Origin of the sequence: Dyadobacter sp. CY343, assembly GCF_021390335.1 — a bacterium.
Lineage (GTDB): Bacteria > Bacteroidota > Bacteroidia > Cytophagales > Spirosomataceae > Dyadobacter.
The window spans coordinates 1,500,238-1,527,112 of record NZ_JAJUXK010000001.1 but is presented as its reverse complement, the minus strand read 5'-3'; the positions used below and the strand labels follow the sequence as shown (position 1 = coordinate 1,527,112).

Sequence of the window (26,875 nt, the reverse complement as noted above, 5' to 3'; positions counted from 1 at the left end):
GGCATGCCCGGCCATAGTGACCGGGACTGCAATAATGCAAAACTTTTTTTCTATTAATTGCTAATATGGCAGAAGATAAAATGATGCGCCTTAGCCAAGTGGCACGGATCCTGAACGTGGGAATTACTACGATCGTGGATCATCTGTCTGCCAAGGGGTATAAGGTGGAAAGTAATCCAAATACCAAAGTTAATTCTGATCAAATCGAGTTTCTAGCCAAGGATTTCAAGTCTGACGACCTTCGGTCATCACTTACTCAGAGACCTGCGCCGGTAGAGGCTCCTGTTGAAATAAAAGAGGATAAAGTCAAAAGTGATGTTGACGGGATCCTGTATTTCCGTAATGCCCAAAAACCTGAAGAAAAGCCCGCAGTAGAAGAGGAAAAAGCTGCTGCGCCACAGCCTGTGGTTGAAAACAGGTTGCCTGGTATTAAGGTTGTAGGCAAAATTGATCTGGATCAGAAACGTTCTGTTCAGCCACAAGCTCCTGCGCCGGTAGAAGAGCCAAAACCAGCTCCGGCGCCTGAACCGGTCGCTCCTCCTGTTGCAAAAGAACCGGAAGTAGTGGCCCCTGTCGCAAAAGTGGTAGAGAAGCCCGAACCTGCTGAGCCGGAACCAAAGCCGGAGGCTGAGAAAGCGCCCGAAGCGCCAGTTAAAGTTCAGGAAGTTGAAAAACCGGTCGAGCCGGTGGTTGCAGAGTCAAAACCAGTCACTGAACCGAAAGCAGAAGTTGAAGTTGAAGTTGAAAAACCTGCTGTTGCTCCGGAAGCTCCGAAAGAAACACAAGTTGAAGCAGAGACACCTTCGGCCCAGCCTGAAATTGCGGCGGCAGTTGAGCCGGCAGGTTCTGAACTGATAGAAGCACGTGGCGAGCAGCTTCGCGGACTTCGTGTTGTTGGAAAAATTGAACTTCCTTCTGATAAAGCTAAGAAAAAAGATCCCGTAGCGTCCAGCGACTCTGCGGCTGATAAAAAACGTCGCAGAAAACGCAAGCGAATCCGTGACGGATCAGCGGTACCAGGTGAAACCAAACCGGCTACTACTACCACCGACGCTGCATCGACAACCGGAAGAACCCAGGGCACTACGACGACAGGAAACAGAACAAGTACTCCTGCTGCCGGAACTACACCCGCGCAATCAGGTACACAGTCGGCTAATGCCAGGCCAAGTACCGGTAACCGTGCAGGTAGTACCAATAACAGAAGAGGCGGCAGACGCGAAGAAGTTTCTGATAAAGAAGTTTCTGACAATATCAAGGCAACCATGGCCCGTATGGGCGGTGGAAACACCAGAAATATGGCCCGCGGGAAAGGCGGACGTCGCCGTGATCGCGCCGATCAGAACGATCCGAACGGCCTGGGTGAAGAGGAAACAAAAGTATTGCGCGTTACCGAGTTTGTCTCGGCCAACGACCTTGCTTCACTGATGGACGTTACCGTTCAGGAAGTTATCTCTGTTTGTATGAGCATGGGTATGTTCGTTTCGATCAACCAGCGCCTTGACGCAGAAGCGATTACATTCATTGCCGACGAATTTGGCTTCGAAGTCGCATTCATTTCGGCAGAAGAGGAAGTTCAAAACGATGTAGTAGAAGAAGTTGATACGGAGGAAAGTCTGATCGATCGTGCACCAATCGTCACCGTAATGGGTCACGTTGACCACGGTAAAACATCTCTACTCGATTATATCCGTCAGGAAAACGTAGCAAGTGGCGAAGCGGGTGGTATTACCCAGCACATTGGTGCATATAGTGTAAAAACCAAAACGGGTAAGCAGGTTACGTTCCTGGATACACCGGGTCACGAAGCATTTACCGCGATGCGTGCCCGTGGTGCAAAGGTTACAGACGTTGTCATTATTGTAATTGCAGCAGACGATAGCATCATGCCGCAAACGCGTGAAGCGATTAACCACGCACAAGTTGCAGGAGCGCCAATCGTATTTGCATTCAGTAAAATAGATAAAGCCGGTGCCAACACCGAGAAGATACGCGAAGAGCTTGCCAATATGAACATTTTGGTAGAAGAATGGGGTGGTAAATATCAGACCCAGGAAATCTCATCCAAATCTGGTTTAGGTATTGATCTTCTTTTAGAGAAAGTATTGCTGGAAGCTGAATTGTTAGAGCTGAAAGCAAATCCGAACCGACGCGCGATTGGAACAGTAGTAGAAGCATCTTTGGATAAAGGACGCGGATACGTTACTACAATCCTTGTTGAAACCGGTACATTGAAAGTGGGAGATGTGGTTCTTGCCGGAGCGCACTTCGGTAAGGTGAAAGCGATGACCGATTACCTTGGTAAAAAGCTTAAAACCGCCGGACCATCTATGCCAGTACAGCTACTTGGTTTGAATGGAGCGCCACAGGCTGGTGACCGTTTTAACGTTTTCGAGAATGAGCGTGACGCGCGTGATATTGCTACCAAGCGTGAGCAGATCCAGAGAGAGCAATCGATTCGGACCCGCAAACACATTACGCTGGAAGAAATTGGCCGTCGTAAGGCGATCGGTAGTTTCCGTGAATTGAACCTGATTGTCAAAGGTGACGTGGATGGATCTGTGGAAGCACTTTCGGATTCATTGCTGCAACTTTCAACTAATGAGGTTCAGGTAAATATCATCCACAAAGCGGTAGGTCAAATCTCCGAATCGGATGTTAACCTTGCCATCGCAGCTGACGCGATCATTGTTGGATTCCAGGTTCGTCCTTCTTCGAATGCGAAGAAAATGGCAGAACAGGATCAAATAGAAATTCGTCACTACTCGGTTATTTATAATGCGATCGAGGAGATTAAGGATGCGATGACCGGTATGCTTGCACCGACGATCGAAGAGATTATCACAGGTAATATCGAAATTCGTGAGGTGTTCAAAATCAGCCGGATCGGTACGATTGCAGGATGTTATGTAACAGACGGTTACGTGAAACGCAATAACAAAATCCGCGTGGTTAGAGATGGTATCGTACTTTACACCGGCGAAATCGACTCACTGAAACGCTACAAAGACGACGTTCAGGAAGTTAGAAACGGCTACGAATGCGGTCTGAGTATCAAAAATTACAACGACATCGAAGTCGGCGACATCATCGAAAGCTTCGAGCTTCGCGAGGTGAAGAGAACGCTTTGATAATAGTTTTTATAAAGAGAAAGCCCGCGCCGAATGGTGCGGGCTTTTTTATGTTTTATCCTAATTATCTTCTATCAACGATTCCCCCCACCCGAAGCCAGCAACCCTGCAGGAACATTCAACTCGCCCGTTTCAGGGTCGATCAGGCCGTTTCTTTCATCTTCGATGTTGGTTGCCTGCGTGTAAACGTCGCCCGAGATCGCGCGCTTTCTTAGCTCTGCTTTGAATAGACTGATCTGGGTGGCACGGGCAGCATCGTCTGCGGGGCCACCGTAATCTTTGAAGCCAAAACCGCCCCACTCACTTACAACCAGCGGCACTTGCTTTCTAAAAAAGTAAGGATCACCGACAACAAGCGGAAAAGCGGCGACAGTTTGCATATTGCCGGAAGTCAGCTCATCGAGCATTCTTTTCCAATTTTCCAGGTCAGGCGTGTATAAATGTGCCGTCAAAAGATCAGATTTGAGCCGCCCCTCAAAGGAAATGTGCTGCCAGCCATCATTGTCCACCACTAAGAATTGTGGGTAGGCGATCTGCATGTAGTGGTACATATTAATTATGTACTGGCGGGTTTCAACATTATGCGCAATATCCTGCGCGCCCCAGTCTTCATTATAAAGACTCCATATTACCACCGATGGATGTGTTCCGATCAATGTCAGCATGCGCATCAATTCTGCCTGATGATTTTCTCGACTCTTCATCGTGGACTGGTGCGGGCTCGGAACCTCTACCCAAAGCAACATACCAATCTTATCGGCCAGCTTGTAAATGCGCGGGTCCACGCCAGCAATGTGGATACGAACCAGGTTACAGCCCAATTCCTTCATCGCCAGCAAGTGCTTTTTAATCTGGTCATAAGTGGAATTTCCCGGTTGGTACAAAATTCCGTCCAGATAAATGGGCTCGTTATTAAGATACATCCGGCTGCCTCTCGCCTCAAATTTTCTAAGACCAAATTTGGTCTCGATCTGAGATATGGTCTCTTTCTCGTCTATAAGCTGAGCGATCAGGCGGTACAGATTCGGGTTAGCTACCGACCATAGCTGCGCGTCAGGCAGGTCCACCACAAGCCGCTGCGATTTTTGCCCTGCTTCCAGAGTCAGTTCAAATTCATCCTCAGCCGCCAGCCTATCTTCTTGTTTATCAATAATTTGAAAGACTTTCAACCTGATCTTGTATTTGCCCGGATCGTGAATACGGGTAGTGAGCGTAAACCGCACCAGATTATCTTCAATAATACTAACCACTCCTACCCGCGAACGAAGGCGGTTTCGTTCCACTTTTTCAAGCCAGATACTGCGAACAGCGCCGGTAAAAGTCTGATACCAGATCCCGCCTCGCTTGTAAACGTGCGATTCCTGCTTTCCACGAGTGGTATCTGCGTCCATACTACTGGCAACTCTGACAGTCAGCCTGTTGACAGCTTGCAGCATTTCAAGTTCATACGAAAAAGACGTATACTCCCCCATATGGACTGCCTCCCCCTCGATCGTCGAAAGTAAATGCCCATTCAGCCAAACCTGGGTCTCATATCCGCACGCGCCAAAGGTCAATTGCAGCATGCTATCGTCTTCTTCCCCAGAGGATGCAGGCTCCGGCAATGCAAATTCGCGCTCATACCAAACGACTATCTTGTCTTTCCAGGAAGAATTTTCCCGCTGGGTGGCAGCCAGATGCTGCTCTACACTCCCGGGCCAATGCGCTGTTTGCGCATAGTGATGCTGGACATACCAATTCTCGGTTACCCCTATATCGTCGGGGTCAACCGCAAATTGCCATTCACCGTCCAGCAAAATGTATTCGTTTGGTCTGAGAACGGCGCGAGGCAGATCTTCTAAAAAAGTTTGTGTATCCAAGGATCCTTCCTTGCTATTGGACGAGCCGTAATTGGTGTGATTTTGCATTGCGTGTCAATAAATGGAGCAGTAATATTTCAGCCTGATGAAGATTGATCCGGGATAAGAACTATGCCAGCGATTTGCGGCTGCTCAGTCTGAAAAGATATCCAGCAAAACCTGTCGTGAGCTTTCTCCTTTCAAATAGTTGATAGCCAGAACAGTAATTGCCTTGGCCTTTTCAGAGCTGGCCTCCAAGGGAATGTCGGTGTAATCTTCGGATCTTTCTGTTAAAATTTGTAATGCCAGCCGGTAACCCTGCGAAAGAGGCTCGTCTGCGCTACTTCCCGATCCTACGTCTGCGAGCCTGGCCTGAATTTGACGGATTGTTTCATTTACCTCTTCTTCTGTGGGGGTAATGTGCTCAAAGTCTCTTTGCTCTGATGAATTCATATTGTTGTTTTAAAAGTGATTATCAAAATCGTTTTAGACGTGCCGCTTGCGTTGCAAACTTTCGTAAGCAGCAGTAAACAGCCGGCAGCATTCAGCATAAAGTGCCGGGTTACCTTTATCGATCCGCCAGATATACTGGTCTATTTCGGCCAGGTATACTTTTGCAAAAGACGGATCGTTGGCAATAATCGATTGGATATTGTCTATAATATCAGCGTATTTGACAGTTTGCGCAATGGGGCGGGACAAAATGATCCGGGCCGCTTCCATTTGCTTTCTCTGTTTTCTGTTCAGTTTGGGATATTTGACAGTCGTGTATTTATCAGTAAGATCATCCACCCCTGCCAGGATCTGCGTATCCTCTGCAATATCATAGCCCAGGCTCATCAGCAGCGATGAGAGCGTTGCCAGCGAGCATTCGGTATCCTCGATCAGATCATGACAAAGCGCGATCTCGATCTCACAACCTGTTTGCGGATACGCACTGACCCGGTCAGCCACGCTCAGCAAATGGGTATAATATGGCTGGCCCGAATACTTCCGCTTTTGCGAACCGTGCATTTGCTTCACAAAATCAAACAATTGCCACTGTCTGTCGGTAAGTTCCATAGCGCCTTTGTTATCGGTGGAAAGGTAATGTACTTAAAAAGAAGAAAGCGTGGAGTGAATTACCTGGGAATATAGGTATTGGGATAAAAAAACAAAAACTCGCCGTATGTTACCAGCGAGTTCTTAGTAGGACGTAGCGGGTTCGAACCGCTGACCTCCGCCCTGTCAAGGCGGCGCTCTGAACCAGCTGAGCTAACATCCTGTCAGGGCGCGATATTAAATTAATTTTCCTTCGTTTCCAATTCGAAATGGTAAAGCTTGCGCGAGGGAATTCTCGATAAAAGCACCAGCCCCAGCACGAAGATCACCAGCAATGCCAGGATACTGTTGCGCATACTGCCGGTTAGCTGCTCTACAAATCCATAGATAAATGTTCCTACCACGATCGCGAGCTTTTCAGTCACATCGTAAAAACTGAAATAGGATGCTGTATCGGTCACATTTTCGGGAATCAGCTTTGAAAATGTCGAGCGGGAAAGCGACTGAATTCCACCCATAACCATACCAACCGTACAGGCAATCACATAAAATTCCATAGCTTCGGTCGTATAATAAGCGCCGGTGCAAATACCAATCCATATAAAAACCCCTATCATCAAAGCATAAATATTACCAATCTGCCCAGATAGCCACGCGAAAGTATAGGAGCCCGCAATACCGACCAGCTGGATCAGTAAAACCGTGATAATCAAACTCTGGGAAGGCAGCCGCAGCTCGGTCGCTCCAAAAATAGTGGCCACGTACATCACCGTGCGCAGCCCCATGGTATAGATAAAAAAGGCGCTTAAAAACTTAGCCAGGTAAGGCTGCTCGCGAAGCCTGGTATATACTTTCCGCAGCTGGGCAAAACCATTGAATATCCAGTTGCCGCTTCGCTGTTTGCCGCGATTTCCTTTGGGTAAATAGTAAAAAGGAATCTGCGCGAACAAAACCCACCATATTCCAACAGTAAAAAAGGAAATCCGCGCCGGCAGCGACTTTTGCGTAATTCCGTAAAAATCAGGAAACAAAACCATGCTTAAATTAAAAAGCAGCAGCAATACACTACCCAGATAACCCATTGAAAACCCCCGCGCACTGATCCGGTCGAAGTTGTCCTCGGTGGCTATTTCCGGCAGGTAGGAATCGTAGAAAACAATGCTTCCGCTCCAACCTATCAAGCTCAACCCGAAAAGGAATATCGAAGGAAGTAATGTCTCTTTTGTAAAAAAATATAAGAGCATGCAGCTCAGCGCGCCGGTATAGCAGAAAAGCTGCATAAAACGCTTTTTCGTTCCGGTGTAATCCGCTATCGCCGTGCATATCGGAACCAGTAATGCAGTGATCAGAAATGAGACTGAAACCGTGTAGGAAAACAGAACCGAGCTTTTAATTTGAAACCCGAAAAAATCAACCTGGCCGCTGCCCGATGCAGCCAGGGCCGTGGCCGAGAAATAGACTGGAAAAATGCTGGATACGATCACCAATGCGTGTACCGAATTGGCCCAGTCGTACATACACCAGGCATTGATAATAGAAGGGTTATTCTTTTTCATTCAAAAATATTTGACACAAAATAAGAAAAGCGGCAGATTAATTCCGCCGCCTTCGCAAATTATTATATCCTTAATATCTAATCAGATTACCGGCTCAAAAACCATGATCGTTTCCTGATCCTTTCCATTGACCGGCATGGTGCTCTTCAGACGCATTTTGCTGTTGGTCAGTTCTTCTACGCCAAACTTTCCTTTGAATCCTGAAATGTCAATGTCCAGCAGTTTGTTGTCCTCAATCAGATACCAGGTACCACCATTGATAACCTGTTTGGATTTCTGATCGATCGCGACAGTCGTATTGTTTTGTCTGAACTGAATATCCATCACGGACTTGATCGCCTGCGTCTGGGTATTGAGCTGGTTCATTGGAATATCCTTGCCGGTAAGGTCTGTCACAGTGGACATGCGCCAGGGATAATTGACCAGTATTTTGTCCTTCTCTGTTGGCTGAGGCGTTTCGTTCTTATCTTTGTCCTTGTCACAAGCTGACACAAAAAGCGCCAGAAATAAGCAGGATAGCAGCAGTAATTTTTTCATATTCTTCTTTATTTTAAGATTCAAGGCAATCATCGATATGGCGGTCAATCCTTTGAGCTTTCACGGAAAATTAACATTGCACACATTACAAAAGTAACGAATTTGTCGGGCCTATCTTATGATATTATCTACTAAAAACAATTTTAAGGGTTTTCTCAGTGGCATTCTACTTGCAATCTTTACCGGGGTTACCTGCCTTGGCCAGGACTGTGAGCCAGGTTATGTGCTAAATCCGGTGAGCGGCAACAATAGCATTGAATGGGATAAGTTTCCTGAATTTTCGCTCCCTTTTAAGATCATATACAGCGGGCCGCGCTTTGGTGACACCCAGTCCCGCCCATTGAAGCACGGGTTCAGTCATATTGCTGCATTCAGCGGCCCGGAGCCCGGTTCACTTCCCCGCCAGAACCGGGCGGTACTCTGGTACGGAGTGGCTACATCGAGCGGACAGCAGCCTTGGGCAGATAATGTTTTGAGAAGTCCGTGGGGAAATGATACCGCCGTTTACCGCAGCTATTGGGACAATTTCGCAAATACAGTAACCGATGTCGATATTGTATGCCTGGATATTGAGCGGATGCAGCGGGAAGACCGTGATATTCTAGCATTGAAAACCAATGCTGCGATCCCTGCCAATTACAGAAATTTGTCTGATGCCGATTTTCTTAATACGTATAAAAGAGATATGCGCTGGTGGTACACAGAGGCGATCAACAGACTGAGGGCCAAAGGCGTAACGGCGAGCATAACCAGTTACAGCGACGTACCAGTCCGCAATACCTGGCTGAATATCACCGCCAATTCCTGGCAGGACTGGCGTACCAACCCGGCGCGCACGCATTACCTTACGCAGGACAATGCGGGCAAGATTGGAGGAAGTTTTTATAATGCATTGGATTTTCAATCGCCTTCACCCTACTACTATTACGGCTACGATAACCCGATCGGAAAGGATTACCTCTCCTATCTGCTCTTTAATATTGAGGCCAATGCAGCTTGGAGCGACAAGCCCGTGATTCCGTTTATTTGGATGCGCATTCACGACAGTTATGATCCGAATACGCCGCTGATCGCCGATTTCCAGGCTGAGGCGACTGCGATATTTCCGTTTTTTTCAGGTGCGAAAGGGTTATGGATGTGGGAAAATCCGTTTTTTCCGGGTGATCGCCAGGAAAATTATGGCGCTTACGAGCACTTCATTTACGGACTATATCGCCTCTCCGAATTCAAGAGTATGTTTGAAGGCGCCTACCAGCTCGTAATTCCCCAGTCGGCGCGGGATCACATGGAACAGCAAAACCCGGTCTGGCGTGGTGTGGTTAAGGGTGAAGAGATCCTGATCGCCGCACAAAATCCGTATGCGGCCGACAATCAGCAGACTACGATCGGCGTCTCATACCAGGGTTGGTCCCGAACGATCACGGTCACCGGTAAAGAAGTCTTCCTCTGCAAGTTCGACCTCAACGATTCTGTCAATTCAAGCCAGCCGATGCTTTCTGACGCATACATTTTTCCGCATTTAGCAAACCGGGAGTTGAATGTGGTTCTTTCGGGCGTAAATGGCGTTTCTGATGTGAATTTTTCACTTACCAATACAAAGGGTCAGGTGGTATTTCAAAAGAAATTAAAACCGAAGGCTGGGGAAACCAGAGAAACGCTCACCTTACCGCGACTCGCTGCTGGCATGTATTTTGCCCGCTTCGAGACTTTCAAACAGACAATTACAAGAAAAGTAGTTGTAAACCAGTAAGTTAATCATGAACCGACTCAGCGAGGAAACCAGCCCATATCTTTTGCAGCACGCCCATAACCCCGTCGATTGGTACCCATGGGGAGATTTAGCCCTGCAAAAAGCGAAGGAAGAGCGCAAACCGATCCTGGTCAGCATTGGCTATTCGGCTTGCCACTGGTGCCACGTTATGGAAAGGGAATGCTTTGAAAAAGAGGACATTGCGGCGGTGATGAATGCGTATTTCGTCTGCATTAAAGTCGATCGGGAAGAGCGGCCCGATGTAGACGCGGTATATATGGACGCGGTGCAAGCAATGGGCGTGCGTGGCGGCTGGCCGCTGAATGTATTCCTGCTGCCGGATGCTAAGCCGTTTTACGGGGTTACTTACCTGCCGCCTCAAAACTGGACGCAGCTACTTAAAAGTATTCAAACCGCATTTACCGATCATTACGACGAGCTGGCCAAATCGGCAGAGGGTTTTGTGGAGAATATGGTTGTTTCAGAGTCTGAGAAATTTGGCCTTACAGCTACTACCGGTGGATTTGAGGCCGAGAATCTGGACGGAATGTTTGAGACTTTGCAGAAAAATTTTGATAACTATAAAGGTGGAATGGACCGGGCGCCGAAGTTTCCCATGCCTTCCATTTACAAGTTTCTGCTGCGCTATTATGATGTAAGTCAAAATCCGGAGGCACTTCGGCATATTGAATTATCGCTGAACCGCATTGCACTCGGTGGTATTTATGACCATGTTGGCGGCGGCTGGGCGCGTTACTCGGTTGATGATGAGTGGTTTATTCCGCATTTCGAGAAAATGCTCTATGATAATGCGCAGCTACTGGAAATTTTTGCCGAAGCCTATTCACTCACCCGAAACCCATTGTATGCCAACCGGATCAGGCAGACGATCAAGTGGCTTTCCAGCGAAATGCGTAGCCCCGAGGGTGGGTTTTATTCTGCATTAGATGCTGACAGTGAAGGTATTGAAGGTAAATATTACATCTGGACGCAAAGCGAGCTTACCGAAATCCTGGGTGAGGACTTTGAGTGGTTCTCCAAAATTTACAATATATCCCAAGCAGGAAACTGGGAACACGGCTACAATCACTTGCACCTGACCGAAACGCCTGCGCAGGCTGCGAAATCGGCGGGAGTATACACGGATCAGTTTGAGGAGAAATATGAAGACGTATTAAAGAAACTTTTCGAAAAACGTCAGGAAAAAATCCGCCCCGGTCTTGACGACAAAATACTCGCATCTTGGAACGGACTGTTGATTAAAGGATTAGCTGAATGCTACCGCGCGCTGGGTGATGAAAATATCCGGGAACTGGCGCTTTCTATTGGAGAATTTATCGCTTCGTCGATGACCGTTGAGAACAAGCTTTTCCACAGCCACAAAAACGGAAAATCATCCGTCACAGGCTTTTTAGAGGATTATGCGGCTGTCATTCAAGGGTATGTCGCGCTTTATCAGATCAGTTTCGATGAAAACTGGCTCATCAAAGCAGATCAGCTCGCCGCATACACGATCACCAACTTTTTTGACCAAACCGAAAACTTCTTTCATTTTACCAATACTTACGGTGAGGCATTGATCGCGCGTAAAAAGGAGCTTTTTGATAACGTGATTCCAAGCTCAAATTCAATCATGGCCCAGAACCTGTACAGCCTGGGAATGATGCTCGATAAGTTTGAGTACATTGAAATGGCTGACCAGATGCTTTCCAAAATGTCGAAACTGATCCTGACCGACGTGCAGTGGGTGAGTAACTGGGCGGCAGTATATTGCACCCGGGCAATCCCAACTGCCGAGATAGCGATCATAGGTAACGACGCGGACGCAATCCGCAAAGATTTCGACCGCTTTTTCGTCCCGAATAAAATAGTAATGGGAACGAAAACGGCTTCCGAGTTGCCGCTTTTGCAACACCGAACGGAGATCAACTCAAAAACAGCCATCTATATCTGTTACAATAAAGCCTGTCAGCTGCCTGTTACAGAAGTTGAAAAAGCGCTTGAACAGCTTGGCGGCGGGTCATAATAACGGAAAGTAACGCTCGCGGATCACATTCATGTGGTGAACGGGATGCCCGAGGATCACAAAGCCCAGTGCGAGTGGCGTGATCTGCTTTCCATCTGCCGTTCCTGCACTCATAAGCATTGACTCGCTCATATTCCTGAAAAGAGGAATGGTAGCAGTGCGAACTTGCTCAAATTCTTCCATCAGATCGCCAATGCTCCGCGTCTCAGCCAGGGTATTGGCGGCCAGTAGCTCTTCCTCGTAACCTGCCAGCGGCGTTTTGTCTCCCCTTGAAAAGCGAAGCGCGCGGTAGGCCATGATCCGCTCGTTATCGACTACGTGCTGCAAAATGTCTTTCATAGTCCATTTTCCCGGCGCATATACCCGGTCTCCCATCGCCTCCAGTTTCGCGATTTCAACATAAACAGTCGAAGGCGTGTGCTTTTCGAAGGCATCGAAAAGGTCAATATCTTCGATGATATTAATGTACCTGTCAAAAAATGGCGGCATCGGTTGAATGTTGGATCTTTTCATTTTTGTTTCCTATCAATGTGGCGTATACAAATGTAAGTAGCTGATTATGCTGCGCGAAAAATACGGATTCGGGCTATACAAACAAATCGCTCGGGGCTGGATATTTATTCACCGGAGGTGACTTACAACTCATTTAGGGCTAGCCACTTTTGTATTATAAATCTTCTTGTTTATATGCCATCTTTTTATTTACATTTGAATACAAATCCTCTTGAAATTGAAAAGAATAGCACCGATCGGCTTGATGCTCTTATTGCTCTACCACATGTTTGGGCTAAGTTTCGCTGTGCTTTACTTTGAAAAGGATTACCAGGTAGCCGCAGTTTCAGGCCCACGTGGAGATCAGAAGATGATCAAAATGTACCACCCTTCCCTACCCTATTCAGGCGATGTTGAAATCTCAGGCGAAATAAAAGGGTTGATCCGGACAGAAAATGAATTTTACAATCCGGTGCAGGTTTTGCATTCCAATGACACCTTATACATCACACTCGAATCCAACCAGGGCGCGCGCGACCGCTTTGTAGAGCTGGCAGGAGCGATGGAAATGTTAAGTGACACGAAAGCTGAGCAGCCGCAAAGCCCTTATAGTAAAGCAATTAAACTGTTTAGTAATCTCTTAAATAGCTACGTTCCTGCCGCAACCCACAACTTCGAAGTTGCCTGCCGGCCCGTTTTTACCATTCCCGCAAAATATCAGACACTGAATCCTGACATTTACTTGTCTTGCACAAGCCAGCTCAATACCCCGCCGCCCGAGCACTGCTGATTACCAGCTTCTAACATTCTTTCCATCCACTTACGCAGGCCGTTTCCGGTTCTGTGTATCCAAGGGGGTATTTCATTCTATCTAATTTGTGTATGATCAGTACTTTACTCAAAGTTCGGCGGTCGCTTACTGTTTGTTGCGCAACGCTGGCTGTCTCCATTTCTTCTGCATTTGCTCAAATGCCAAACGATGCCATTTATATGGGCAGTAAAACGGCCTGTCTGGCTGTGTCTTACAACCATAGTTCCTGGGATAAGTATTGGGAAAATTCTCTCAAAAGAAGCAATCTCAATATTGGAACGCACACGACGCAAAGTGTGATGCCCATGCTCGCGGTTGGTATTGTGAAAAATCTGAACCTGATCGTGGCCCTGCCTTACGTATGGACGCAGGCGAGCACAGGTAACCTGATGTGGCAGCGCGGATTTCAGGACGCTTCCGGCTGGTTGAAATACAGGTTTGTGAACGTGTCAGGATTTTCGCTGCACGCGATCGCAGGCGGCTCTGTTCCGATCACCAATTATGTTGCCGATTTTATGCCGATGTCAATTGGAATGCAATGCAAAACTGCTACTGCGCGGCTTCTGGCAAGTTATCGGCACAAAAGCGGTATTTATTTGACCGCGCATGCCAGCTACATTTTCCGCAGCAATATCCAGATTGACCGCGATTCCTACCAGGCCGACGACAAGCTTTACAGTTCAAATCAGGTTCGCGTACCTAATGCTTACGATGGCGCAGTGCGCTTGGGATATTTAAAACGGGCTATTCAGGCTGAGGGTTATGTAGAAACTGGTGCGTGCGACGGCGGGGATTACATCCGCAGAAACGATATGCCATTCCCGACCAACAATATGAAATCGACGACTGTTGGGGTGTATGCCAAATATCAACCTAAAAACATTGGTGTAAATGCGCGCGCTGCGTATGTAGTGGCGGGTTCAAATGTGGGACAAACTACTGCCTTTTCAGCGGGCGTACTGTATCAGTTTCGCTATGCAAAGGCTGACAAGAAATAAACGATATTCTTCTTTTTGAAATGAAAAAATTAAATATATACCCATTCAAAACCGTCCTGCCGGGGTTGGTTGTCATTTTCTCACTGGCTCTTTTTTCTTGTAATAAAAATGTAAATGAGCCAACTGCCGGAATCAACGATCCGTCAAGCCTGGATGAAAAGGCAGGTGACTGGAAACCATACGTGTTGGCATCCTCGAACGAAATAAATGTTGCTCAGCCAGAAGCGATCACAACCGATTATTACAAAACCGAGCTTAAAAAGCTCAAAGAAGTTGTGAATGCAGCCACGCCGCAGCAGAAAGAGAAGGTGAACTTCTGGGGAGCGGGCGCTGTATATCGCTGGAATGAGATCGGTCGGGAGCTGGCGGCGCGCTACAATACACCACCTGCATCTAACCAGGACGGAAAATACCCTGTGCCAGATCCGGCAAATCCGCTGGCAGATCCTAAATTCCCATTTGCCAACCCGCCTTATACAGCCCGCGCGCTCGCTTACCTGAGCGTGGCCCAATACGATGCGCTAGTAAGTGCCTGGAATTACAAGTTCAAATACAACCGGCAAGCTCCTTCCAAAAACGACGGGGAGATCAAGACACTGCTGCCGGTCACCGACCTGCCTTCCTATCCTTCCGAAGATGCGGTGGTGGCAGAAGCATCTTTTCAAATCCTGAAAGCGATGTTCCCGGGTGAAGTGCCTTACCTGGAACAAAAACTGAAAGAGCACAAGGAAAGCCGCATGTGGGCAGGAATGAATGTAGCGAGTGATATTGAAGCCGGTGCTGCGTTGGGAAAAGCAGTTGGCGAAAAAATAATGGCAAGAGCCAAAACCGACGGAATGGGTGCAGCCAACAATCAGGCTAAAACCGCAGAGATGATCGCCAATGCGAAAGCAATCGGTATTGCAGAGCCCTGGGTTAGTCAGGAATTCCCTCCCCGCCCGCCCATGCTGCCAACTTACGGTTTTGTAAAGCCATGGAACTTTGATGCGCAAACCGTACCAACACTCCGCCCGACACCGCCTCCTGCGATCGGTAGCGCCGAGTTTAAGAAAAATATGGATGAGCTGACTACTATCGCTAAAAATCAGACACGCGAGCAGGCACGGATCGCCAGCTTCTGGTCCGACGGGGTGGGAAGCTACACGCCTCCGGGACATTGGCACCGCCGCGCTGCCAACCTTTGTCATGAGAACAAATTCAGCGAAATAAGAACTGCGCGCACACTGGCACTGCTGGGTACCACTCTGCAGGATGCCGGAATTGCATGCTGGGACGCTAAGTATTATTACTATTATCCACGCCCAAACCAAATGGACCGGAAGGTGAAAACCTCAGTAGGATTGCCGAATTTCCCTTCCTATACCTCGGGACACTCGACATTCTCAGGTGCTGCCGCAGAATTGCTGACGCATATTTTCCCATCAGAAAAACAGAAACTGGAAGCAATGGCCAACGAAGCCTCGGTTTCCCGCATTTATGGTTTGATCCACTACCGGTTTGATTGCGAAGCCGGCTTGTCGACGGGACATAAGGTAGGTGAATTCGCTGTTGCAAGAGCGAAAACGGACGGAGCTGAATAGTTTTATATTGTTTTAAACAAAAGTAGCAGTGCCGGGTGGCGCTGCTACTTTTTATTTTTTGCAAGTTTCTATATTTAAAATCAAACCAGAACCAATTAGCCCAGATTACTGATATCAAACGGCAGTTTTCGAATGCGCCTACCCGTTGCGGCAAATACTGCATTACCTAATGCAGGCGCAATAGGCGGCAAACCCGGCTCACCTACTCCGCCGGGAACACTGCCGCTATCGACAATATGCACCTCCATTTTCGGCGTTTCGTTCAGGCGCAGAATGTTGTATTGGTGGAAATTCGTCTGGTCGCAGATACCGTTTGTGAATGTGATCCCGTCTTTGATTGCGGCCGTCAAACCCATTACGATGTTACCTTCCGTCTGCGCTTTTACATTATCAGGATTGACATAATACCCGCAGTCGATCACCGAAACGACTTTATCAATGCGTACGCCCTGGTCTTTTTTGGTAACAGTAATGCAGCAGGCCGAAATGCTTCCAAAGGATTTGAACACTGCAATACCCTTTCCGCTCCCCTCAGGCAGTTTTTCGTCCCAGTTCGCCTTTTCGGCAAGGGTATTCAGTACTTTTTGAAAACGTTCGTCGGGCAGTATTTCCAGACGCGCTTTTAGGGGATCTTTCTTGGCCAGATGCGCCAGCTCATCTACAAAACATTCCTGTCCCCAACCGAAGTTGGACGCGTACACCGACCGCCACCAGACAACCGGAATATCGGTTTTCACATTCGTCCAGCTCACTTTTGACGCAGCATCAAACTGATATTTGCTGTTTTCAACACTCAACTCGCCGCCTATCCACGAGTCAGCTTCATCTTCTTTCAAACCCTTAAAAACCTGACCCGCAATAGATTCGCCAATAGTATGGTGATGAAAACCGGTAATTTTTCCATTATCCACAAAACCCTGCATGTGACTGAGCATCCCCGGGCGGTAAGGTCCCTGCGAAATATCATCCTCCCTCGACCAGATTACTTTCACGGGCTTCTTAACCTGTTTAGAAATATGACAGGCTTCTAAAACGAAATCGTGGTAAGCTTTCCTGCCGAAAGCGCCGCCCAGCAATGCCACATTGATCTTGACCTGCTCTGGCTTGACTTTCAGGTAACCACAAACGTCCCGCAAAGTCCAGTCCGGGCCTTGCACCGGCGCCCATATTTCAACCGATCCATCGTCCTTCACGTGCGCAATCGCGTTTTCAGGCTCAATAGGCGCGTGCGCAAGAAATGGCGTTTCGTAGTTGGCTTCCAGTTTTTCCTTTGCTGCCGCAAATTTGGCGGAGAAATCTCCCTTTTCTTCGAAGTTAATACCCGGTTTTAGCGCAGCCTGGGTGGTTGCCGCAAAATAGTCTGCGGTATTCAGTGACTTTTCGTAGCCCGCATTATCCCACTTCACTTTGAGCGCCTTTTTTCCTTTCAATGCCGCCCAGTAATTGGTAGCAACCACCGCCACAGCTTCCGAAGTGCGGTGCGGCATGGTGCGCTCTGTTTTGATCACCTGCAAAACGCCCTTCACTTTCCTGGTTTCCGAATCGTCAATAGATACAACTTTGCCGTGAATTGCAGGCGAATGCAGGATACTGGCGTAAACCATGCCCGGCACGTCCACATCAATACCATAAACCGCCTGGCCCGTCACCCTTTCCGGCACATCCAAGCGCCGATTATATTTTCCGATAATCTTAAAATCCTTGGCCTCTTTCAGTTTCGGCTCTTTGGGGATTTCTAGTTTGGAAGCGTCGTCGGCCAGCTCGCCGTAAGTCAGCGATTTTCCAGTCGTGTGAATAATTTTTCCATCCTCGGCCCTGCATTCAGAAACCGGCACATTCCATCGCTTCGCCGCAGTTGTTGTCAGCATTTCGCGCGCCGCCGCACCTGCTTTCCGGATCGGCAGCCACAGTTCGCGCACAGAGCTGCTGCCCCCGGAAGTCTGGCTTCCATATTTGCCGTTTCCGTCGCTCTGCACGATCAGAACTTTGTTCAGACTTACCTCCAATTCTTCGGCGAGCAGCGAAGGTACCGCCTGCGTAGAGCCCTGGCCCATATCGGGGCGCGGGTTAACCAGCGTGATATTGCCGGCAGTATCAATGATAATAAATGGATTGATTTCAAGTTTCAGGATCGCCGCACTGATCTTTTTCAGCGAGGCATCTTTCGTAAATCCCGATATCCCCAATGCAAGCCCAAAGGAGGCAACTGCGGAGGTTTTCAGGAAGTTACGGCGTGAGTTTTTTATATTTTCCAAGATTTGTTGGGCTTATATGCTGTCGACTTTCTGATGCTATTACCTCTTCCCGATTCCGCTTTCCGAAACCTTAATTTCTTCGGCGGCGCGGTGGATCGCTTTGCGGATCCGGTCGTAAGTGCCACAGCGACAAAGGTTTCCGCTCATTGCCGCGTCAATATCAGTATCGGTAGGCTTTGGATTGGACTTCAAAAGCGCCACGGCCGACATGATCTGTCCCGATTGACAGTAGCCGCATTGCGGTACCTGCTCCTCGATCCAGGCTTTTTGGATGATATGCATTTTCCCGTCGCCAATCCCTTCAATCGTCGTGATCTTGTCGCTTTTACCTACACTCGAAACCGGCGTCTGGCAGGAGCGCGCCGGCTGACCATTTAAATGCACGGTGCAGGCGCCGCACATCGCCATTCCACAGCCGAATTTTGTTCCTTTTAGCCCTGCAAAATCTCTCAAAACCCAAAGCAAAGGCATGTCGGGCTCAACGTCCACCTTTACTTTCTTCTCATTAACTGATAAGTTATAAATCGCCATAGTGAATAATTTTAACAGATGGTACTGTCAATCTATACGTAAATTATCCTAAAAAAAGCAGTTAAACAACCACCCCGCATTCGATAGCCGCTGCATTTGGGCTATATTTCAAAAACAAAGCTATTTTTGCCGCAAGACCTTAACCCCACCTGAGACGATGATTAAAAACGACGCTGTCGTACTGGGAATTTTAATGGCGATCCTGGGCGCAATATTTTTCACTGCGTCGCTCGATTCAAGATCCTGGAAGCGCTTTTACGGCATTATCCCACCGCTGTTGCTCTGTTATTTTATTCCCGGCCTGCTCAATTCTTTCGGGATCGTCGACGGACCCGGTTCGCAGCTTTATCCGGTTGTATCCAAATATTTCCTGCCCGCCTGCCTGGTGTTCTTTACGGTGGGAATGGACTGGAAGTCACTTGCCAAACTTGGCCCGAAAGCATTGATCGCCATGCTGGTAGGTACGGCCGGGATCATGATCGGCGGGCCGCTGGCGCTTTGGATCGTGGGAAGCATCAGTCCGCAAACGGTTGCAGGCGAAGGTCCGGATGAAGTCTGGCGGGGTTTGGCGACGATCGCTGGAAGTTGGATCGGCGGAGGCGCGAATCAGACCGCGCTACGGGAAGTTTTCAGACCCAGTGACGTATTGTTCTCCCAGATGGTCGCGGTTGATGTATTAGTGGCCGAGCTCTGGATGGCGGTGTTGATCTACGGAGCTGGTATTGCGGCGAGAATAGACAAGATGCTGGGCGCAGACAGCCAGCTGGTGGAAGATGTTAAATTGCACATGGCGGGCGAAATCCAGGCCAATGAGCGGAATCCGCTGGTGAAAGATTACATATTAATGGCAGCCGTCGGTTTCGGCGCAACCGGCCTGGCGCACGGGCTGGCCGAGCTGATCACACCTTATCTCGCCCAAAATTATCCTGGACTGGAAAAGTACAGCCTTACTTCCAACTTTTTCTGGGTAATCAGCATTGCCACTTTGATCGGGATCATTTTATCGGCAACTCCGGCGCGTAAACTCGAATATACCGGGGCTTCGAAGCTGGGTACCGTATTTCTTTACGTGCTCGTGGCAACGATCGGAATGCAAATGGACCTGGGCGCAGTTGCAGATAATCCGGGCCTTTTTGCAATCGGGCTGATCTGGATCAGCATTCATGCCGTGATATTGATCGCAGTTTGTAAATGGTTGAAGATACCATTCTTTTTCCTGGCGGTCGGCAGTCAGGCGAATGTGGGCGGCTCGGCTTCGGCTTCGGTTGTAGCGGCTTCATTTCACCCATCGCTCGCGCCAGTCGGGGTATTGCTGGCTATTTTGGGCTATGCAATAGGGACTTACGGGGGATACCTGACTGCGCTCTTGATGCAGTGGGTTAGTTATGGTTTATAATTCTATTTAGTCGATTTCTAAAACCAGCCCGTCGTAGCCCAGTCTTACATGGTCAGGAAGTTCGGTTTCTATCACAGCGTGCAAGCCCAGCTTATGGCTGATGTGCGTGAGATATGCTTGTGGAACTTGCAGTTTTTCAATCAGTTCAAGAGCCTGAGCAAGCGTGAAATGAGATAAGTGAGGCTCTTTCTGTAAAGTATCCAACACTAAAATCTTCGAACCCTTTATTTTTTCCTGTTCTTTCTCTGAGATAAAATTGGCATCGGTAATGTAAGTAAAGTCGCCGATCCTGAAACCGTAAACGGGCAGCTTGTGGTGCATTACTTCAATAGGAATTACATTGACCCCCAATACATCGAATGGCTTGTTCTCAATAGCATGCATTTCGAAATGCGGCACGCCGGGGTAGCGAGTTTCCGAAAAAGCGTAGGAAAATTCGTTGCGGATCTGGTTCAATACTTCTGCCCGGCCATAAAGCGGCATATCCTGCTGCTGGCGGTGGTTGAATGCGCGGATATCGTCCAGTCCGGCAGTGTGGTCTTTGTGCTGGTGAGTGAATATGGCCGCGTCCAGGTGCTTTACATCAGCCCGGAGCATCTGCTGTCGAAAATCCGGACCTGTATCAATTACAAAGGTCCGGCCTTGTGTTTCGATCAACACGGAGGCGCGTAAACGTTTGTTATGCTGGTCATTAGAACGGCAAACGGCACATTCACAGGCTATAACTGGTATCCCCTGTGATGTGCCGGTCCCTAAAAATGTGATCCTCATTCGGTTTTATTCTGTCAAATGCGCCACCACTTCAACCAGGCGGTCAAAATTCAAAGGCTTCATCAGCGCATCATCAAATCCTGCCTCTTTAAAATCCTCTTCTGAATAATTTTTAGCATTCCCTGTGATCGCTACGATCGGCGTTTTGGCCTTTTTCTCGTTAGGCAATTTACGGATGCTTCTTGCGCATTCCATTCCGTCCATCACAGGCATATTGATATCAAGCAAAATAATATCGAAATCCTCTTTTTCAAGAAGCTGCAATACTTGTTCGCCATTTTTCACTGAGGTAATTTCATAATGTTGAAATTCCAGAATTTTCCTTGCCAGATTTTGAATTACTGAACTGTCTTCGGCAATGAGTACTCGCTTGGTGTATGACATACGATGGGTCAGGTATTGGTTTTAATTATTTGCCAGGTCAATTTAGGTATATTTCAATCAACAACGCAAACCGGTTTTGTGCGAAATTTCAAAAATATCACAAAAAAGTAAATAATGCCGGGATACTTTTTTCCATGCTGGCATAAGGTGTAAGTTTGCAAACCGTTTACCATTACCGTTTTAGTTATGTTTAAAAATAAAGTGATCCGTTACAGCACGATCGCGATGGTTATCGCTATTCTGGCCTACTTCGTGATCGAAAATTTTTCTTCCGGCAATGATCCCCTCGCCGCAGTTGACCCACAGCAATACAAAACCAAGCTTCTTGAAGAAAGAGCGGCCAAAGATGAGCAGTTCCGAACCCAGGAAGACTCCCCTATTGCGGACAAAACGAGCTTCCACGGACTGCATTATTTCGATCCGAATATGACATTCCGCGTGAAAGCTACCGTTTCTCCTTATATGAATGATGATAAGGAAATGATCGTGAAATATACCGACGGTACCAGCGAGAAATATGAAAAATACGGCTATGCGAATTTTACGATCATGGGCGAAGCTCAGAAGTTGCTGCTACTTAAAAATGAAGGCGTTATCTCCGTACTTTTTCAGGATGCCACCAGCGGAAAGCAGACTTACGGAGGTGGCCGCTACATTGACTACCCGGTTGCCGATATCAAAAACAATATGCTGATCCTGGATTTTAACAAAGCGTATAATCCCTATTGTGTATACCAGGAATCTTACGCCTGCCCGGTTCCGCCAGCTGAAAACAAGCTGACTATACCTATTGAGGCTGGTGAGCTGATCGAAAGCGCGGTGCACGAATAGGCCGGCTGGCATATAGAAAAAGTCATTTGTAGTGCATTTGACAAAGTCGCGTTCCAACTAAATCATTATTTTTGCATAAAGGCGGTTTTACGACAAAGCCGCTTTTATTATCATTATAGTATTCGCATGAAGATCTCTTATAAGTGGCTTAAAGACCTCATTGAAATTAACGAAAATCCCGAAGAAATCGGGAAACTGCTCACAGCTACCGGGCTGGAAGTGGAAGCAATAGAAGAGATTGAATCCGTAAAAGGAGGCTTGCAGGGCGTAGTAGTCGGGCAGGTATTGACTTGTGAAAAACATCCGGAAGCTGACAGACTAAGCCTAACTACCGTGGACGTAGGTGGTGAAAACCCGCTGTCTATTGTTTGCGGTGCTCCTAATGTGGCGGCTGGCCAGAAAGTGATTGTTGCTACTGTCGGCGCTGTACTTTACCCAACCGGCAGTGAGCAGCCTCTGGTGCTGAAAAAATCCAAGATCCGCGGCGCATTGTCGGAAGGTATGATCTGCGCCGAAGACGAATTGGGAATGGGCACTTCCCACGATGGTATTCTGGTTTTAAATACCGACGCAGCGAATGGGACACCAGCCAGCGACTATTTCGGTATTTCTTCCGATTATTTAATAGAAATTGGCTTAACCCCCAACCGTGCCGACGCGGCTTCCCATTTCGGTGTAGCGCGGGATTTGAAAGCAGTTTTGAACCGGCCAGTCGCGCTTCCGTCGGTAGCCGGATTTGCAGTAGCGAATCAGGATCTTTCCATTCCGGTTGAAGTGCGTAACCAGGAAGCCTCTCCCCGATTTACAGGACTGACGATCTCGGGAATCACAGTAGGCGAATCGCCCGACTGGCTGAAACAGCGTTTGCAAACGATCGGAATCCGGACGATCAATAATATTGTAGATATTACCAATTACGTGTGTCACGAGCTGGGCCAGCCGATGCATGCTTACGACGCTGCCAAAATAAAAGGCGGTAAAGTGATCGTGACTACATTGGCAGAAGGTACCCCGTTTGTTACCCTCGATGGAGTTGAAAGGAAATTGTCGGCTACCGATCTGATGGTTTGTAATGCAGGTGACGGTACTGCGCCGGAGCCGATGTGCATTGCAGGTGTTTTCGGTGGAGCAACTTCGGGCGTTTCTTCTGAAACCACTTCTATTTTCCTGGAATCTGCTTATTTCTCGCCGGCCTGGGTTCGCAAAACTGCCCAGCGTTTCAGCCTGAAAACAGATTCTTCGTTCCGCTTTGAACGTGGTACCGATCCGAATATGCCGCTTTTTGCATTGAAGCGCGCAGCCCTGTTGATCCAGGAAATCGCCGGCGGCCAGGTTTCTTCCGATATCGTTGATATTTATCCTGAGCCGATCGAGGATTTCAGGGTTGATATGAAATACCGGAATATCAACCGGTTGATCGGAAAAACACTTGATAAGGAGTTGATCAAAAGTATTTTAAGTAACCTTGATATTCAGGTTGAGAATGATACTGACGCAACTTTCACCGCAATCGTGCCTCCTTACAGGGTTGATGTGCAGCGTGAAGCGGATGTGATTGAGGAAATTTTGCGCATTTACGGCTTCGGTCAGGTAGAACTTTCTGAGTCAATGAGCTCGGAGTTCTTGTCAGACTTTCCTGTAAATGATCCGGAAAAGCTGCGGTTACGTGCTTCTGAATTACTGGCAGGCAACGGATTTAACGAAATGATCAACAACTCGTTGACCAAAGCAGAATATCAGCAGTCGCTGGGAGATAGTCTTTTTGGTGAGCCGGTGAAAATTCTGAATTACCTGAGCGAAGATCTGTCGGTAATGCGTCAAACGCTGCTTTTCTCAGGATTAGAGGTGATAGCGCATAATGTAAACCGCAGGCAGCGTGATCTGAAATTATTTGAATTTGGCAAAACCTATCACCAGTCCGGCGATAAGTATGTAGAAAAGGAAAGATTATCCTTGTTTCTTACTGGCAATATCCAGCAGGAATCCTGGACTGAAAAGTCGCGCGAAGTGACATTCCACGACCTGGCTGCATTCGTAACTCAGGTTTTGGCTTCTTTAAAGATCAGGGAAGTTGAAAAGCAGGAGGCCGACAAAGCTATTTTTAAAAGCGGATTGACACTATTTGCCAACAAAAAACCAGTAGTGACACTTGGCTTGCTGAATGCGGCTGTTACCAAAAAGCTCGATATCAAGGCACCTGTCTATTTCGCAGATTTCGACTGGGAATATTTGTTGCGTCAATATAGTGCAGCAGTGGAATACCGCGAGGTACCAAAGTTCCCGGAAGTGAGAAGGGACCTTTCTATTGTTGTTAATAAGAAAATCACTTTTGAAGAGCTCAAACAGATCGCCTACCGGACCGAACGCCAGTTGCTGCGTTCTGTGAATGTATTTGATGTGTATGAAGGGGCTAATCTGGAAGGCAAAAAGTCCTATTCAATCAGTTTTATTCTGCAAGACGAGCAGCAGACGCTAACAGATAAAGTGATCGACAAGTCGATGCAGCGATTGATCAATGCTTATGAAAAAGAGTTTGAAGCCGTGATCAGAAAATAGACTGGAAGCAATAATTTGTTTGATCAAAATTCATCAGGCTGACAAATGGAAAGAAGCATTGAGCGCATTATTGAACACAAACTATCTGACCTGGAAAGGAAACTTGAGTTTTTGATCAACACAAAAGAAAAATTAAGCTGGACAATTTCGGAGCTTCAGCGCGAAAATGCCGAGCTTAAGCAGGCCAATAATAAGCTAAAAGAAGAGTCAAGGGAATTGAAGAAAAAAAGCGGGAGTTTGGAAAAAGACTTTAATAAGTCCAAAACTTTCGCTAAAATTGTCACTAGTAAACTGACACCAACAAGCGGAATTGCCGAGCTGAAAGACTCAGTTGAAAGATATATCCAGGAGATTGATAAGTGCATAGAATTGCTTGAAGATACCTTATGAAAAAAAATAGCATACCTAATCCAGACGTTTCTGTCTTTATAAAACTGCTGGACAGAGGTTTCAAACTGAGCGTTCCGGCGGATCAGGAGAAATTTTACAGGGATGGGTATGAGGTGTTCTTGCATCGCGTGCAACAGCATAAATTAAGAGGAAAAGTATACGGAGACATCGAAGCCATCGCGCTGACTTCCATTGAGTGCCTTGTGGCATTGCAGCGGAACCAGGAGCAGATGGATGATCTGATTCTGGCTTTTAAAAACAGAGTAGAGAAACTGGATGAAGCAATCTCCGGTGCCATTGAAAGCTAACAACTGTAGAGCAACCCTTTAATTTCAAAATCTTCTAATACTTCTTTTAACTCCTTCACTTTCGGCATTTTTAGCATTGGTGTAGTCGGTAAAACCAACTATATATAAACCATTATGGAAATGTCAAATTCTTTGTTTTTCATCGTAGTCCTCTCCGATATCATCGCCATCGGTGTGGGAATTTTTGCAGGTAAATACATTTTCCAGCGATCCTTTGATCAAAAGGAAAAGGAAGCCCAGGAACGGGCAGCCGAAATTCTCCGAAATGCTGAAAGTGCCGCTGAGAATATCAAAAAAGACCGGATCCTTGAAGCCAAAGAAAAATACTTAAGACTCAAAACAGAGTTCGAAGAAGACGCTAACAAGAAACGCACCATCCTTCAAAGCAACGAGCAGAAACTGAAACAGCGCGAGCAAAGCATGAACCAGGCGCAGGAGCAAAATAAGCGCCGCGAAAACGAACTGGAAACGCTGAAAAACAACCTCAACCAGCAGCTTGAAATTGCTACAAAACGGAAGGAAGAAGCGGAAAAATCACTACAACAGCAGGTTACACAACTTGAAAAGATAGCTAACCTGACTGCCGAGCAGGCTCGCGAGCAACTGATCGACGCGCTGAAAGCAGAAGCAGACACAAGAGCGGGATCGTATGTGAAAAGTGCGATGGAAGAAGCCCGCCTTACCGCCACCAAAGAAGCTAAGAAAATCGTTATTGAGACCATACAGCGCACCGCTGCCGAGCATGCGATTGAGAACTGCGTATCTGTTTTCAATATTGAAAATGATGATATTAAGGGTAAGATCATTGGTAGAGAAGGTAGAAATATACGCGCCCTGGAAGCAGCAACTGGTGTGGAGATTATTGTGGACGATACCCCGGAAGCGATCGTAATCTCTGGTTTTGATCCGGTTAGAAGAGAAATCGCGCGACTTTCACTACACAGACTTGTTCAGGACGGCCGGATTCACCCTGCCAGGATTGAAGAAGTAGTTGCCAAAACGCGCAAGAATATTGACGATGAAATCGTGGAAATCGGTGAGCGTACTGTGATCGATATGGGGATTCACGGCCTGCACCCAGAGTTGGTCAAAATGATCGGAAGAATGCGTTTCCGCTCGTCTTACGGACAAAACCTGCTGCAACACTCCCGGGAAGTGGCTAAGCTCTGCGCGACGATGGCGTCGGAATTGGGCCTGAATACGAAACTGGCTAAAAGAGCCGGACTGTTGCACGATATTGGTAAGGTTTGGCCGGAAGAATCTGACCTGCCGCACGCAATACTTGGAATGGAACTTGCGAAGAAATACAAAGAGAATCCGGAAGTATGCAATGCAATCGGAGCTCACCATGATGAGATTGAAATGACGAGTATCCTGTCTCCGATCATCCAGGTTTGTGATGCTATTTCAGGCTCACGTCCGGGTGCTCGCCGCGAAATGATGGAATCCTACATTCAGCGTCTGCGCGACCTGGAAAATATGGCCCTTTCATTCGAGGGAGTTGAGAAGTGCTACGCGATCCAGGCAGGACGCGAGTTGCGGGTGATTATTGACGCAGAAAATGTTTCCGATGAAAAAGCAGGTATGTTGTCATTTGATATATCTCAAAAAATAGAAAAAGAAATGCAATACCCCGGACAAATCAAGATCACTGTGATCCGCGAGATGCGTTCGGTTGCCTATGCGCGCTAAC

Annotated in this window: 22 protein-coding genes and 1 tRNA gene; 12 read left to right on the top strand and 11 right to left on the bottom strand. The window is 47.5% G+C overall.

Translation table 11 applies throughout. The features are described from left to right. Window positions 1-65: 65 nt before the first annotated feature. Window positions 66-3,131: a translation initiation factor IF-2 gene (infB, locus tag LZG94_RS06285; protein WP_233791059.1), complete on the top strand. Its 3,066-nt coding sequence runs from the start codon at window positions 66-68 to the stop codon at window positions 3,129-3,131. 74 nt (window positions 3,132-3,205) lie between these two features. On the opposite strand, the gene LZG94_RS06280 is transcribed toward infB, so the two are convergent. The 6 genes from LZG94_RS06280 to LZG94_RS06255 all read right to left on the bottom strand — a co-directional run bounded on the left by LZG94_RS06280 (window position 3,206) and on the right by LZG94_RS06255 (window position 8,103). Then, window positions 3,206-5,038: a glycoside hydrolase family 2 protein gene (locus LZG94_RS06280; RefSeq protein ID WP_233791058.1), complete on the bottom strand. Its 1,833-nt coding sequence runs from the start codon at window positions 5,036-5,038 to the stop codon at window positions 3,206-3,208. Window positions 5,039-5,122: 84 nt separating this feature from the next. Further along, entirely contained in the window at window positions 5,123-5,422 is a 300-nt protein-coding gene (locus LZG94_RS06275) for a hypothetical protein (RefSeq protein ID WP_233791057.1), read from the bottom strand. 33 nt (window positions 5,423-5,455) lie between these two features. After that, window positions 5,456-6,031, bottom strand: a complete 576-nt coding sequence (locus LZG94_RS06270) for a metal-dependent phosphohydrolase (RefSeq protein WP_233791056.1) — start codon at window positions 6,029-6,031, stop codon at window positions 5,456-5,458. Window positions 6,032-6,158: 127 nt separating this feature from the next. Beyond that, window positions 6,159-6,233 (bottom strand) — tRNA-Val (locus LZG94_RS06265). A gap of 19 nt (window positions 6,234-6,252) precedes the next feature. Continuing rightward, complete coding sequence (locus tag LZG94_RS06260) at window positions 6,253-7,566, bottom strand: MFS transporter (RefSeq protein ID WP_233791055.1); 1,314 nt, start codon at window positions 7,564-7,566, stop codon at window positions 6,253-6,255. Window positions 7,567-7,647: 81 nt separating this feature from the next. After that, the gene (locus tag LZG94_RS06255; protein WP_233791054.1) at window positions 7,648-8,103 is read right to left on the bottom strand and encodes a hypothetical protein; all 456 of its coding nucleotides are present in this window, start codon (window positions 8,101-8,103) and stop codon (window positions 7,648-7,650) included. A gap of 118 nt (window positions 8,104-8,221) precedes the next feature. Between LZG94_RS06255 and LZG94_RS06250 the strand changes: the two genes are divergently transcribed. Both LZG94_RS06250 and LZG94_RS06245 read left to right on the top strand, forming a co-directional pair. Beyond that, window positions 8,222-9,853, top strand: a complete 1,632-nt coding sequence (locus LZG94_RS06250) for a T9SS type A sorting domain-containing protein (protein ID WP_233791053.1) — start codon at window positions 8,222-8,224, stop codon at window positions 9,851-9,853. A 7-nt stretch (window positions 9,854-9,860) separates the two neighbouring features. Next, window positions 9,861-11,879 (top strand): thioredoxin domain-containing protein, encoded by a 2,019-nt coding sequence (locus LZG94_RS06245; protein WP_233791052.1) that lies wholly within the window; start codon window positions 9,861-9,863, stop codon window positions 11,877-11,879. Here LZG94_RS06245 and LZG94_RS06240 read toward each other — a convergent pair. Beyond that, entirely contained in the window at window positions 11,874-12,392 is a 519-nt protein-coding gene (locus tag LZG94_RS06240) for a DinB family protein (RefSeq protein WP_233791051.1), read from the bottom strand. The two genes, LZG94_RS06245 and LZG94_RS06240, sit on opposite strands and share 6 nt — an antisense overlap. 217 nt (window positions 12,393-12,609) lie before the next feature. Between LZG94_RS06240 and LZG94_RS06235 the strand changes: the two genes are divergently transcribed. The 3 genes from LZG94_RS06235 (at window position 12,610) to LZG94_RS06225 (ending at window position 15,760) form a co-directional block, all read left to right on the top strand. Then, entirely contained in the window at window positions 12,610-13,161 is a 552-nt protein-coding gene (locus tag LZG94_RS06235; RefSeq protein WP_233791050.1) for a hypothetical protein, read from the top strand. Window positions 13,162-13,253: 92 nt separating this feature from the next. After that, entirely contained in the window at window positions 13,254-14,180 is a 927-nt protein-coding gene (locus LZG94_RS06230; protein WP_229254763.1) for a hypothetical protein, read from the top strand. A gap of 20 nt (window positions 14,181-14,200) precedes the next feature. Then, entirely contained in the window at window positions 14,201-15,760 is a 1,560-nt protein-coding gene (locus LZG94_RS06225; protein ID WP_233791049.1) for a phosphatase PAP2 family protein, read from the top strand. Window positions 15,761-15,855: 95 nt separating this feature from the next. Here the strand turns inward: LZG94_RS06225 and LZG94_RS06220 are convergent, their stop codons facing one another. Both LZG94_RS06220 and LZG94_RS06215 read right to left on the bottom strand, forming a co-directional pair. After that, window positions 15,856-18,015 (bottom strand): molybdopterin cofactor-binding domain-containing protein, encoded by a 2,160-nt coding sequence (locus LZG94_RS06220; protein ID WP_233791048.1) that lies wholly within the window; start codon window positions 18,013-18,015, stop codon window positions 15,856-15,858. A gap of 39 nt (window positions 18,016-18,054) precedes the next feature. After that, window positions 18,055-18,546: a (2Fe-2S)-binding protein gene (locus tag LZG94_RS06215; protein ID WP_215235287.1), complete on the bottom strand. Its 492-nt coding sequence runs from the start codon at window positions 18,544-18,546 to the stop codon at window positions 18,055-18,057. A 157-nt stretch (window positions 18,547-18,703) separates the two neighbouring features. Between LZG94_RS06215 and LZG94_RS06210 the strand changes: the two genes are divergently transcribed. Then, window positions 18,704-19,942, top strand: coding sequence for a DUF819 domain-containing protein (locus tag LZG94_RS06210; protein WP_233791047.1), 1,239 nt, complete (start codon window positions 18,704-18,706; stop codon window positions 19,940-19,942). A 6-nt stretch (window positions 19,943-19,948) separates the two neighbouring features. On the opposite strand, the gene LZG94_RS06205 is transcribed toward LZG94_RS06210, so the two are convergent. Next, complete coding sequence (locus LZG94_RS06205; RefSeq protein WP_233791046.1) at window positions 19,949-20,713, bottom strand: MBL fold metallo-hydrolase; 765 nt, start codon at window positions 20,711-20,713, stop codon at window positions 19,949-19,951. Window positions 20,714-20,719: 6 nt separating this feature from the next. After that, window positions 20,720-21,097, bottom strand: a complete 378-nt coding sequence (locus LZG94_RS06200) for a response regulator (RefSeq protein ID WP_149638454.1) — start codon at window positions 21,095-21,097, stop codon at window positions 20,720-20,722. Window positions 21,098-21,283: 186 nt separating this feature from the next. Between LZG94_RS06200 and LZG94_RS06195 the strand changes: the two genes are divergently transcribed. The 5 genes from LZG94_RS06195 to rny all read left to right on the top strand — a co-directional run bounded on the left by LZG94_RS06195 (window position 21,284) and on the right by rny (window position 26,874). Then, window positions 21,284-21,928, top strand: a complete 645-nt coding sequence (locus LZG94_RS06195; RefSeq protein WP_215235290.1) for a DUF1684 domain-containing protein — start codon at window positions 21,284-21,286, stop codon at window positions 21,926-21,928. Between the two features lie 126 nt (window positions 21,929-22,054). Then, window positions 22,055-24,484 (top strand): phenylalanine--tRNA ligase subunit beta, encoded by a 2,430-nt coding sequence (pheT, locus tag LZG94_RS06190; RefSeq protein WP_233791045.1) that lies wholly within the window; start codon window positions 22,055-22,057, stop codon window positions 24,482-24,484. 45 nt (window positions 24,485-24,529) lie between these two features. Then, the gene (locus tag LZG94_RS06185; RefSeq protein ID WP_233791044.1) at window positions 24,530-24,874 is read left to right on the top strand and encodes a hypothetical protein; all 345 of its coding nucleotides are present in this window, start codon (window positions 24,530-24,532) and stop codon (window positions 24,872-24,874) included. After that, a complete protein-coding gene (gene zapA / locus LZG94_RS06180) occupies window positions 24,871-25,182 on the top strand; it encodes a cell division protein ZapA (protein WP_149638458.1) in 312 nt (103 codons plus the stop codon). The genes LZG94_RS06185 and zapA overlap by 4 nt, the downstream gene beginning before the upstream one ends. A gap of 120 nt (window positions 25,183-25,302) precedes the next feature. Next, window positions 25,303-26,874, top strand: a complete 1,572-nt coding sequence (rny, locus tag LZG94_RS06175) for a ribonuclease Y (protein WP_215235293.1) — start codon at window positions 25,303-25,305, stop codon at window positions 26,872-26,874. Window position 26,875: the final 1 nt, after the last annotated feature.